The sequence below is a fragment of the Shouchella clausii genome (assembly GCF_002250115.1).
GTDB lineage: Bacteria > Bacillota > Bacilli > Bacillales > Bacillaceae_D > Shouchella > Shouchella clausii.
In genome coordinates this window covers 1401091-1413320 of sequence record NZ_CP019985.1, presented here as the reverse complement: position 1 = coordinate 1413320, position 12230 = coordinate 1401091, and the positions used below count along the sequence as shown (strand labels likewise).

The window sequence follows — 12230 nt, the reverse complement described above, 5'->3', positions numbered from 1 at the left end:
CTTCTTGGTGCTTACTTCAGTCGTATTCTCAATGCTTTGTTTGGAGGTATTCAAGTTTGGGAGGAGGTAGGTTGGGTTAACATTAATTGAATAACCCAAAAAAATTAAGCGTGTATGAGCCGTTAGGCCATATACGCTTAGTTTAATTACAATTCTATAAAGGGATGTCACGGAAAAGATAGTGTCCAAATTTTAAATACAAAAAAGGAGCTGTTCTATCTCTGAATGACACAAGAAAGATAGCCGATTGCATAGCAACGTCATGATTACAGAGAAGGACAGCTAAAATTCTTATTCTCGTCAAATAGTCTCTGTATCTTCCTAGCATAATTATTAACTGTAGCACTAGAATGAGATTTAAGTTTGTCGATAACTTCTTGAATTAAATTGCTATCTACATCTTTATCTTTTCCATACCGGTCATTAACAATATGGTAAAGCGCTTCTGCCGCATCGTGAACAATAAATTCGTTCTTTTTATTTGTTAGTTTCTTTAATTGCTTTAAAAACCAATTTGTATCACTATCTGTATTGGTAAAGTGAAGAAGAGCAAAACTAATCTTTCTTACATTGTTGCCAGAAAATGCTTTTTCCCCTTCTTTATACGTAAACTCTGTTTGGTCATCTTCAAAAACGTCGTCAATAAATGACGCTTTTGAGGTCTCATCTTGATAAAGGTTGTTTATGAATTCCGCAAATGAATCAGCTAAACGGTGTTCCTTTTCCACTTCGACGTCAATGAAAATAACCGGAGGGTTTTCATTAACTGATCGATAATCTAAACAAACCCAGCCGTGACCGTCACCACTGATCAGAATTAAATGTTGTGGAAGCCCCCATTCATTAATGAAATACTCTGATTGCAAAATGCCTTCATTGTTTTTAATGCTCAATCCTAATAAATGGTCAATTTCTATGTCTTCATCTTCATTATCATGTTTAAGGATATTTGTTTCGTGATAAGTATCCACCGTTCTGTTCTTTTAACACGTTCACGTAGGATGGCGGTAACTTCACTTGAAAATGGTTTTCCACAAACTTGACTGTGTCGTTTTCTAAGGGATCAAGTTCATACTCATCCAAAACACTAGGGTCCCATATTTTTTTGCTCATCATTCAAACCTCTCCTATGAAAAATTCAATATCTCCCACACACAGCTTGCTTGTGAATAGTTGGTTTAAGTGTATAGCCAAGAAAAGTCCGGTACTAGTTAAATTAAGACATTAAATCGTTTAGATAAGCTCGTCTTCTAAGAATTTATGGATCATTCGTCTATTTTTTTCTACAACATCATTCTCTTTTATATCCATAACACCAAAGTAGATATTCATCACATCAAAAAGGACTTTCTTTATACTGGTATAGTCCATTTTCACTTCATAAGTTTTTTTAAGGCTGCTAACATGATAACTATCAATTTGATCAATAGATTTGTCAAAATCATAGTTAATGTTGTTTCGCAAGCAAATCAGCTCAATAATTTGATTTCGTATAAAGTCAATATCTTTTAGCGCTTTAATAAGATGGCCTCTTTTTAACGCTACAACTGCGCTTCTAAAAAATTGCCAAATAAAACTTAATGAATCATTTATTGCTTCATCCATATCCCTATGATTTAGTTTATTTAAAGAGTCATTTAGTTTATCGGAAAGGATCCCTTCTCGATCAAAAACAACAATCCAATTTGGCTTTGTTGCTCTAAGTTTATTAAATGACCATACACCTAAATCCAACTCAAGATAGTTTTCAAAAAAGAAACAAGTAACGAAAATATCCTTTTCATGCTGGTATACTTTCTCTTTCAGAACACAAAACCTTGATTGTAAAAATCCTCTAATTTGCTCATTAATATCAACTACATTTTCGGGATTTTCCACTACGACAAGTAAATCAAGATCCGAATACTGATCTCTAAAGCCAGTTGAACCAGAGCCAACCAGTAATAATCCTTGAATACCGTTTATTGACCTTGTGAAGTTTTCAATCTCTGACATCACTTTTATACGATCTTCATGTTGATACATTTTGATTCTTGATTCTCCTTTTGCTTATTTTTTCTAGGGTTGGTCGGAATAATCCTCTTTTTTATAGAGTAAAAGTAAAGAAATATTGGTCTTTTAAGCCTTAGCGACACAGCAAGCAAGCCTCCTACCCACATAACCAGTTATCATACGGTCAATCGGAAATAGAATTTTTGAGCTGGCAGCCAGCATTGTATATCACATTGCGATTTCAGAGGGGCAGTGACTGAAAGAGTGGCCTGGAGCTACGACACCCAGTTTTGGTTGGACAGCACTTCTAGGGCCCCCGCAGCTACACGGGGTCAAATCAATGCAATTCGTCTCGTAAGTAAAAAGCATTGATTATGTTGGAGCCAACACTCACTGCTTCTTGGCCAGCCACTTGGCATCGAAGAAGCTGGAGTTGTTTTTAGTTGTTTGCTGAAACGGAGGAGTTCGCTCCGGTTGGATCGATACTCCTGTCGATATGGGGAAAGGTACCATTAACTAGCTTAGTGGGTTGAGACAAAAGCTTGCTCTTGGAACTGTTATATCATGAACGGAAAGGCGGGGATAGCATGAGGACAACCTCATGGAAGCTAAATGAGGTGACAGAGCATTATTTAAAGCAAGTGCGTGGCGGTATTCCTTACGGTGCGGATCAGACAAAAATGATGCTCCAGGTGATCACCTACTTTCAGAGCGAGCCTGTTCAGGTACTGATGGAGTTAGCCGTTTTTGGGGGAGTTAAGTCTCGGTAATGGAGGACGGGTGTTTGGGGACAGGGGCTGGGAAAAGGACAGAACAGGTTCGTTTGCGCTCACATATAAAAACGGAATGCTCTTACCACGTTAAGCATTTTTTTATATTCTTTTTACTCATCCCAATGAGGGAAATCCCTTATACACTTCAAGAGTATTCAATATAATCCTTACCTGTTAAATTTTGTATGATTTCGTTTACTAAGGAGAATCCCTTTAATGTACTCCTTCAGGTCTATTCCAAAACTTGTAATTGCTTTATTTCATGAGTCGCCTCATTGAAAGTTAGTCAGTTCTCCATTTTATTTACGTCGATTGCCTTGCCATTTAAAGAGTTTACAGGTACACAGGAAATGATGTTTTCTGCTAATCATAAAAGGATCGAGACTAAGCCTCAACCCTTTTATTCATCACCTTTTATTTAGTTTGTCTCCAAACTTAACTGCACAGGCTCCGTTAATTCCGTCCAATCATAACTGTCCCCTGTCACAACTCTATAGTTCACACCAATTTTCTCAAAGTATTTCATTGCACAAAGGATTTTCCGTTTTTCCTGCGGGAATCGTAACTCGTCAAGTTTAAGTCCACCTTTAGTTTCCCTTACCAATTCTAACTTCAATTTATCATCGGTTTCATCTTTCCTGACGATTGCCCAGTCGGGATTATAGTTTCCAATAATTTTCGGCAGTAATATTTTAAACTTCGGCGGAAATTTAAAATAAAGAATTGTATTATCCTTCTCAACATCAGGTCGAACAAGGTTCTGGATAAAATCACGCTCTACGTCTGAATCTACCTGGACTTTGTCGTATAGGCCAGCGACACCCGCCTCTATTAACTCACGCTGTGGTTGTTTCACCATTTCTGGAAATAATTCTTCCGAATCATAGATCTCAACATTTTCGTCAATTTCAAATTCGATATTATCAACAATATGATCACTTAAAGTAATTTTAATTTGAGATAAGAATTCAGATATCCATCCTTCGGGATTAAAGAAAATCTTTTCCTTCTGTTCCGTCCTAATCCCCTTAAAAATTTCAACAATCGTCTTCTTCGTCAATTTCGTTTCATTGGCAGTACGAGTGATAAAATCGGGAATAGGATAGGTGGTCTTGTCCGCTTGTTCAATTTGTTTCTTAGGCTTTTCTGCTCTTTCTGCATGAAATCTGTATGGCTCAAACTTTTTCACTGTTACTTCATTGGTAAATTTAATATATGGTTCGCCATACAACTCGCCTGTATGAAGCACTTTGAATCCTCTGAGACGATCATCCTTTGTTACTTTCTTTAAGTCGTCATCTTTCTGTACATAAAATTCATTTTCAAAGCGACCTCCTTTTGAATCTTCCATCTCAATCTTAAGTTTTGCTCGTTCGCCTTCAGTTGCTATAAGAGAAAGCTTGTATTCACACATTACAAAGCGACCTCTTGTAATTTCAATCAAAGGTGATGGGAACTTTGCATTATTTAGACGACCCACACACTCTTCAATCAACTTGTTCGTATCAACTTCAACTTTATAACTCATTTTTTTATTCAACTTTTGCCAGAATTCCTTGAACTCTTCGGAGTTGTATACTTCTTCTTTGCGATGTACTTCTCCTTGCTCTGGCTTCTTCGGTGTTGGTGGAGCATCTGTACCGTCCTCTATATATTCCTGTTGTAAACGGGACACAAAGGATTCATATTGTTCATTTGCAACGACAGTTAAAATATTGATGTCATGATTTTCTGCTCGTTTTCCTTCTTGGTCAACAGCCAATCGTAATCCACGCCCGATCTCCTGACGCTTTTTCATAGTTGAGCTTGTTTGATTGAGTGTACAAATTTGGAAGACGTTCGGGTTATCCCATCCTTCTTTTAAAGCAGAGTGAGCAAATATAAATGAAACAGGCTCTTCAAAACTTAAGAGACGCTCTTTTTCCTTCATAATCAGTTCAAAAGCTCGCTTCTCCATTTCTCTTTGTGCTTTTGTTCTGCCTTCTGTATCTACGGCTTCTTCTTCAGGTGAATCAGCTTTGGGTTTTGCGAAATAACCTTCCCTGACCTCGTTTGCAGAAAGCCCTTTATATTCATCGTAATGGTGCTTCAATCTTTCAAAACTTTCATCAAACAATCGTTTTATTAATCCATCATGAGCGGTATAGTTCTTTACCCTGTCGATAAAAAACAAAGACAACACCTTTATTCCTTGGGCTTTCAAAGCTTGCTGACGTTGCATATGCACACTGATAGTCCGTTCAATTTGGGATCTAAAGATACTCTCTTTAGAAAGCATTGAATCACTCACCGATAAAGAAACTCCGTTTTGAAAAGATATAAATTGCTCATCCTCTTGTCTGCCAAATCGAATTTCTTCCACAACAAATTGTTTGTAATCAGGATTTTTTGTTTTCGCAAATAAATCTTCGCCTTGTCTTAATGTAATATCTCTTTCAACTGCTTCTCCTTGGTCAAATACAATGGCCCTCACAGTAGCTGTAATCGGATTCCTCTTGATTTCCATTAAGCGAAGGATCTGATCATTTAAATTACCTAATTCCGAAACTCCAATTACTTCAATTTGTTTGACGAGGTTATTTCTAAATGCGTCAATTGGTGTCAAACTATATACCATATTCGGTGCATCGCGATGCGTAGCAGAATATCTCAGCACAAATAAGGGTTTTAGTGTTCGAATAGCTTCTTTCGCCTTGCTTGTTTCGAAGTTCTGTGCCTCATCTAAAATCATTATCGGTCTTGTCGCTTGGATATACTGATATGGTTTCCACTCACCCGACAATTTCTCAGTATGCTTAAAAATGTTGTTACTTGCCTTATTAAAAGCATCAATGGTCATAACCATTACTGTTAAATCCGTATTACTGGCAAATGTATTTAACTCACCAATCTTATCACCGTCATATGAAATTACAGAAATGTCCTGGTTATCATATAATTGGCGAAAGTGGTTTCTCATCGTCTTTATGGATTTCAAGACACCTTGGTAAATCGCTACGCTGGGTACAACGATAATAAACTTTGTAAACCCATATCGCATTTTCAATTCATATAATGTACGTAGATACACATATGTTTTTCCTGTTCCCGTTTCCATCTCAACAGTAAAGTGAGGTACACGAATAGAATCATTTCCCGTTACTTCTAAGACCATGCCATCATCAACCACAAGTTCATCGGAAAACTCCAGTTCACTACCTCGATTCTCGTCGTTATTCCTCTCCTGTACCATTTGGAGATTATCAAATAATAGTATTTCATCTAATATTTCCTGGGGTGGAAAGTTTGGAATTATATCGTTTGAGACACCCGACAAAAGTTCTTTTTGCTCTTGATATGGTACCCCTTCAAATAAATCAACCACACTGGAGATGGCATCTAATTGGAACTGTTGATCGGCATTATATTTTAATGTTAGTTGCTTGGCCATATAGTCCATCTCCTTTAAATTGTTTTAACATTCATTGCTTCGCTTAGAAGGATTTTTTGCTTATTTGTTAAAGCATCATCAAGGCAAATGAATGTTGATTTTTCATAATTAGTTGCCAGGTAATCCCCTGATTTTTCATCTAACTTCTCGTCTAAGCAAACAACTAAAGAGAATGAAACATCTTCATGCTCAACAATCCAAAGTTCATTGTCCACTTTATTGGTTTTAATCCTACTGTCGAGTGGGAAGCCCTGGTTTAACATTAATTCAGTAATAATATTTATTTCACTTGTTTGCTCATTCAATGGGTGCGATGTAAACAGATCTAAACCTTCGTTTAATACGGTTATATCGTCACCTTCATACTCTTCCCATTTCTTAATATTTGTTTTATCCAAATTATAAACAGAGAATCCTCTGTCCAATTTTTCAGCGTTTCCGTCTTTCTCGTTTAACTGAGCTATGCTATTTCGTAAACGTTGTTTTGTCAGTTCTGTTATTCTATCGAACTCTGAGTCCTTTGGAATCTCTGGTAATTGAACTAATATAAACTTTCTTAAACCATTATCTTCGGCATTCATATCTAATACTGCATGTCCTGTTGAGCCTGAACCCGCAAAAAAGTCCATGACAATACCATCACCAGTATCATTGATTTGAATACATCTTTTAATTAATTCAATTGGCTTTTTTCCATTAGGATAAGGAATTCCACCTTCCCTACCAACATTATTGTAATCAATGTCATCCCAAAGGGTCCCCAGTTTTTCTAATTTCATAAGGGTCCCATCTACTTCTTCTACAACATCTTTTAGCCAAACTACTAACTGAATAGTGTTTCCAACATACGTTTGAACAATCCTATTCCCTTTATTTTTACCTGAGCGAGGGGTATATTCTATCTCGTAAACTTGATTATTTGATAATCCAGGGACCGCATCAATAACCCTTTGCCGAATGCTTGATTGAGCATTGGTATCCCTGAAGATATTATTCAAATACTTTTTGTATACTTGCTCTTCATCTAAACCTTCCTCTTTCATAATTTTGGCAACTGTTGTCCTTTTTACGTTTTCCCGTAAAAATATTTCAATAGGATTACCATCCCCATCCATTGTAGTTGCGATTTTTTTCCTTTCCCCCATATCTGTAAATACGCTTGTGTACTTCCAACTTCTACCTTCCTCTCTCATCTCGGAAATCAATTTCTTTAATTCCATGCGTTGGTTCAAATGAGATAATGGTTGAAGTTCATTAAGATTTTTAGCATACATATGGATATACTCAAGGTTTTTCTTTAAGCGTTTGTCCTCTCCCCCACCAGACGCACCAGCACTCACTTTTGATTTAACCGAAACTGTATTAATATGATTTTCTTCCCCAAATATTTCGTCCAATATTTTCCTCAAGTTTGCTTCTTCTATATCTGAAATTGACACACATAATATTCCATCGGGTTTCAGAAGACTCCATGCAAGCTTTAATCGTGGATACATCATATTTAACCAATTAGCATGATATCTTCCACTTGCCTTTGGATTACTGGTTAATAATCCCTCTTCATCTGCCTGGTTTGATTTTTGCAAATAACTTTCAACTGGTTCCTTAAATGTATCTTTATAAATATAATCTTTATCCGTATTGTACGGCGGGTCAATGTAAATAGTTTGTATTCTTCCAGAGTAACTCTTCTGTAAAATCCGTAAAACTTCTAAATTATCACCTTCGATAATAATATTATCAGTGTTGTCTTCGTTAATGCCTTCGCCAACCGATTTATTTAGTGTTCCTGTGGCTGGAATTGAGCTAAGCCTTCTTGCTTCTTTTTTTCCAGCCCATTGCAACCCAAAAAATTCTCCTGAATCTGCGTCTGAAAAATCATCACTTAACTTAATAAGTTCCTTAAGTAATTCTATATTCAATCTTCCATCACCAAAAGCCTCTGGAAACAATTCCTTCAGCTTCTCTATTCGATCTTCATCAATTCGTACTGGTCTTTTTAATTCTTCAATTGACATAATTACACCTCTTCTTCATCTAATGTTGCTTCTATTATTTCTACCCGCTCTTGCTCCGTTCCATAATCATCGTAGAAAGCAATATAGTCCCTTCTTGCACGACTTGATGTGAAGGCATATTCCTTATACGATTTGCAGGAGAAACGAACGTCACAGTTTCGACAGGCATGTTCGATAAATGTTTTATTATCTTTCAATTTGGTCTTTAACCTGTCAACGGGTGGAGCTTGGAATAAATGCTCTTCTATCATATCTACAACTTCACCAAAGGACTCAATATAAGTTTCTACACGCCCTGGATCTAATTCGATCGGTATTTCTGGGTCCCACTCCTTAAGTGCTTCATCTAAAAAACGTTCATTATTTGATTGATAGGCCCGTTGTTTTGCTTTTCTCAAAGCCTCCGTTTCACCAGTTGCAAGTATTGAAGTGCCGTCCAGTCCTTGTCCACGAACAGACTGCCAAATGTGAGCATAGATATTCAATTGCCCCTCATAATCCTTTTTATTGCTTCTAACAAAATCAGCATCATGAGTTTTTATATCATACATAACTGTTCTCTCATCTTCTTTTACAACGTCTACAACACCTTGTATAGTGTATGGTCTTCCAGTTGGTGTTTTTTGTTGTGGTAGGGTAAGTCTTACTTCTGTATCCGAGACATTTTCCGCAACGTTTCGAAGCTTTTTCCAATAGTTTTTCACTTGCTCCAATGCTAATTTCTTTACATGAGGTGACAAGGAGTGTCCACCTTCTAATTTCAAAAGCTCGTAATTCTCTTCAAATGCTTCCTCAATGAATTGCAACATCTCGTCGTTACTCATCTATTTCACCTCGCATTGAAATGATTCGATTATGAATATCTTCAATCGTCTGATGGACAAGGTTTCCAAAAAGCATAGTTTGGGAACGTGATGGTACAAACCCATACTTTTTGAAGACCATATAATTTCTTGGGCACTTTAAATACAAAAGGTAATCACTGGTATATGAATAAACCTTGGGAATCTCATCTTCCTTAACTTGTACATCCGATAATTTATCGACATCAATATTTGGTATCATCGGGTAGTTCATTTCAGAAAAAAGCTTTTTGAAAGCTGGTTCTACCACCTGACCTGGACCTCGTAAGTGGGTAATAATCAAAGCATTTTCTGCCCTGGATAAAGCGACATAAAATAGCCTCATTGTATCAAACTCAGGGATTCTTTCCAATGGTTCACTGTCCGCTTCAATTAATGGCCTAACAAGCTCCTCTACTCTCGGCACTCCCCAGTTTCTTTTACCAGGACTGCCGAGTACTACATAGGGGAATTCCAATCCTTTCGACTGATGGATGGTTAAAAAAGGTATACGTCCTTTTGGGAATGGTGTTTCTTCGTTCTCTACTTCTGATTCGCCTACTCGAAATAATCCATACACATAGCGACCAAAAAAGTCGTTCGAAAAACGGTCTTCGATTAACCTTGAACCAGTAAGCATTGATTGGGATTGCTCCATATAGCGTGCTAAATACTCTGAAATCATCGAGAGGTTCGAAATCGGTCCTTCATCTTCACCAGTTTCCGCCAACTTGAACATGTGTGTAAAGTAGGGAAAACCACAAAGACGGTAAAATAGATCCATTATATTCCAATCAACTGATGTTGCCCGATTTAGAATGTATTGAAGTGTAAATGGTTTTCCGCTTTTTATTCTTTGCTCAATAATTTTGTCTAAGCGATCTGTACCAAGACCCCTTAGAGTTTGCTGTGAAATAAGCGGTGTATTAGAAAGAATCCGCTTATGAGTTTGCGGTACATACATATCATTCAGTGACCAGCCATTATCACTGACAGTCTTTAAAAGACGAATATAGTCGTCTTTACATCTATTAAGCTCTTCAATTTTAACATGCACAAACCGTCCTAACCGCTCATCTTTCTCCATTAGTTCCTTAGCAATTCCCTCAGTAACATCCAACCAATCATGATAATCTTTGTATGCTCCCGCAAAGGCTTGTCTGGTTGGTTTGCCGACTATTTGAGTAAGTATTCCAAACATCGCTTTTGCTTCTTCTACTTCTAAAAAACGCCCTGCCCTTGGAGCATAAACTTTAATCCCTTCTGCTTCCAATGCTCTTTTCATGCGTTGAACATGTTTATTATTTTTTAATGCAGGGAACAAGAATGCAATCTGATTAGGATCTTCCACCTTTTTTTCTACAATTAACTTCTTAACAAATTGTGCAATTTCTTTAACAACGTCTTCTGATTTGGATGGGGTAGTTGTAATAACAGCTAAATCATTATCTCGATGATGTGACTGGATATCTTTTTCATGTAAGCGATAGTATCCAGCCCCATCTTCTCTTACCCAACTGACCTTCTCGATGAAGTTGGTATAAGTTGTTACGATTTGTTTCTTGGAACGATAATTAATATTCAACTTTATTTCCTTTGGAGGAGTTAATAAATATAGTTTAGACCTTTGAGGAAATTGAACAAAGTTCTCTACTGTAGCTCCACGAAACCGATATAGTGCTTGGTCATCATCACCTACTACACAAAGGTTTTTATTTCCTTTTGCTAATCGTAAGAACAGTTGCTCTTGAATCCGATTTGTGTCCTGAAATTCATCAATTACGACATGCTCAAATTCATTAATTACATGCTCACTTTCAAGTAATTGACTATAAGCTCTTTGTTGTAATAGTGCAAAATCAACCATATTCATTGTTTGGAGTCTTTGTTTATACCATTCATATAATCTGGCTATTTGCTGTAATGTTTCATCATTTATATTTACCGCATGGTCAATGATTCTTTCTATCTGCAGATTTTCTTCCGAAAAACGATTGAATACAGAAATAAGTGACAATGCAGTTTCATGACGTGACTCTGATCTCTTTGAAAAGTATTTCTTCATTTCGGAACGCCATTCATTTTCTTTCACATGAAGGATTTCTTCGACCATATTCCAAAATTGATTTGAATTGACAAAGAAATATTGGTCCAATTCATCCATAAGAATTGGCGGTTTTACTCTTGAACGTTGCTTTATAAACCTTCTATCTGCAATAATTCGCTGACAAAGTGAATGAACAGTTCCTATATACGCTCTCGAAATGTCATATGGAACGCCTGTAATATTTGTGACTGTACCTAATATAGACTGAAGTCCGTCTTTCAATTGTTTTGCGGCCTTCTCCGTAAAAGTAGACAAAAAAATGTTTTCTGGATTGACATTTTGGAATACAATAGCATTTACTGTTCTCCACAAAAGAACTCTTGTCTTACCTGAACCTGGACCTGCCATTAAGAAAAGTGGACCCTCTAATGTTTTAATTGCTTCTAATTGTCCCTCGTTTGGTTTAAACTTATGAATTTCAAATAAATCTTCCAAAGTAGAAGAATTCATAAAGTCCAGACCTCCTCAACAGTCTTAATAGTAACATTATACCATTACATACGGCTGATTTTCATGAAAGGTTATAAAAAAGACTTTCTACCAAAGGGTAACAAAGTCAATTTAATAGAGTTATTTTATTAACAGGGAATCCTGACTGTTCTTCCAAAATAGTGCGGTAGCTTTCTCGGTTGGAAAGGGGTGCTCTGGAAAACAAATTTATTGATCTGCATCTTTTGCTGGTATTTTACGTTGTCCCGATTACAGACTGGGCCTGGTTCCTTTCATTACTAACTTATATAAACGCAAAGATTGTACAAAGTGAAAACATCATCACTATGTCTGTTCTGATTTTCATAATAAATGATCATCTGCCTGTAAATTTAATAACATCAAAGCTATTACGCTGAAAATCAGGTGTTTGGGCAAATTGAAAACTTCCTTTTCAGAGAGACTTTATTTCAACCATTCAATCTTTAAATAAGCAATCGCTTCTCGCCATTTCTGAACTTAAAGGGGATTTATAGCATACAGAAAAAGGCTGTTATAAATAAAACAGTTTCATAGAATATATTTATGAGTATTTGAACTAAACCTCTTCCCTCTCGCAATCTTAGAAGAACGACTTCA

Annotated in this window: 8 protein-coding genes; 1 reads left to right on the top strand and 7 read right to left on the bottom strand. The window is 36.6% G+C overall.

Annotated elements, in window-relative coordinates; all coding sequences use genetic code 11:
- Positions 1–266: 266 nt before the first annotated feature.
- The 3 genes from BC8716_RS06810 to BC8716_RS06805 all read right to left on the bottom strand — a co-directional run bounded on the left by BC8716_RS06810 (position 267) and on the right by BC8716_RS06805 (position 2025).
- Positions 267–971 (bottom strand): SMI1/KNR4 family protein, encoded by a 705-nt coding sequence (locus BC8716_RS06810; RefSeq protein ID WP_094424435.1) that lies wholly within the window; start codon positions 969–971, stop codon positions 267–269.
- Positions 940–1116, bottom strand: coding sequence for an SMI1/KNR4 family protein (locus tag BC8716_RS22280; protein ID WP_157730365.1), 177 nt, complete (start codon positions 1114–1116; stop codon positions 940–942). Before BC8716_RS22280 ends, BC8716_RS06810 begins: the two co-directional genes overlap by 32 nt.
- Positions 1117–1233: 117 nt before the next feature.
- Entirely contained in the window at positions 1234–2025 is a 792-nt protein-coding gene (locus tag BC8716_RS06805) for a nucleotidyltransferase domain-containing protein (RefSeq protein WP_094424434.1), read from the bottom strand.
- A 554-nt stretch (positions 2026–2579) separates the two neighbouring features.
- Here BC8716_RS06805 and BC8716_RS06800 point away from each other — a divergent pair.
- Complete coding sequence (locus BC8716_RS06800; protein WP_180320037.1) at positions 2580–2762, top strand: hypothetical protein; 183 nt, start codon at positions 2580–2582, stop codon at positions 2760–2762.
- Between the two features lie 421 nt (positions 2763–3183).
- Here the strand turns inward: BC8716_RS06800 and BC8716_RS06795 are convergent, their stop codons facing one another.
- Genes BC8716_RS06795 through BC8716_RS06780 form a run of 4 tightly spaced genes read right to left on the bottom strand, consistent with a single transcriptional unit; the run spans position 3184 to position 11612 of the window.
- A complete protein-coding gene (locus BC8716_RS06795; protein ID WP_094424433.1) occupies positions 3184–6195 on the bottom strand; it encodes a restriction endonuclease in 3012 nt (1003 codons plus the stop codon).
- A 14-nt stretch (positions 6196–6209) separates the two neighbouring features.
- Positions 6210–8213, bottom strand: coding sequence for a site-specific DNA-methyltransferase (locus BC8716_RS06790; RefSeq protein WP_094424432.1), 2004 nt, complete (start codon positions 8211–8213; stop codon positions 6210–6212).
- A gap of 2 nt (positions 8214–8215) precedes the next feature.
- On the bottom strand, positions 8216–9037 hold the full coding sequence (locus BC8716_RS06785; protein WP_094424431.1) for a PD-(D/E)XK nuclease family protein: 822 nt from the start codon (positions 9035–9037) through the stop codon (positions 8216–8218).
- The gene (locus BC8716_RS06780) at positions 9030–11612 is read right to left on the bottom strand and encodes an ATP-dependent helicase (RefSeq protein ID WP_094424430.1); all 2583 of its coding nucleotides are present in this window, start codon (positions 11610–11612) and stop codon (positions 9030–9032) included. Before BC8716_RS06780 ends, BC8716_RS06785 begins: the two co-directional genes overlap by 8 nt.
- Between the last annotated feature and the right edge of the window lie 618 nt (positions 11613–12230).

Bases quoted from the DNA above. Each gene is read 5' to 3' on its own strand.
- BC8716_RS06780 (WP_094424430.1), bottom strand. From the start codon at position 11,612: ATGAATTCTTCTACTTTGGAAGATTTATTTGAAATTCATAAGTTTAAA.
- BC8716_RS06790 (WP_094424432.1), bottom strand. From the start codon at position 8,213: ATGTCAATTGAAGAATTAAAAAGACCAGTACGAATTGATGAAGATCGA.
- BC8716_RS22280 (WP_157730365.1), bottom strand. From the start codon at position 1,116: ATGATGAGCAAAAAAATATGGGACCCTAGTGTTTTGGATGAGTATGAA.
- BC8716_RS06785 (WP_094424431.1), bottom strand. From the start codon at position 9,037: ATGAGTAACGACGAGATGTTGCAATTCATTGAGGAAGCATTTGAAGAG.
- BC8716_RS06805 (WP_094424434.1), bottom strand. From the start codon at position 2,025: ATGTATCAACATGAAGATCGTATAAAAGTGATGTCAGAGATTGAAAAC.
- BC8716_RS06795 (WP_094424433.1), bottom strand. From the start codon at position 6,195: ATGGCCAAGCAACTAACATTAAAATATAATGCCGATCAACAGTTCCAA.
- BC8716_RS06800 (WP_180320037.1), top strand. From the start codon at position 2,580: ATGAGGACAACCTCATGGAAGCTAAATGAGGTGACAGAGCATTATTTA.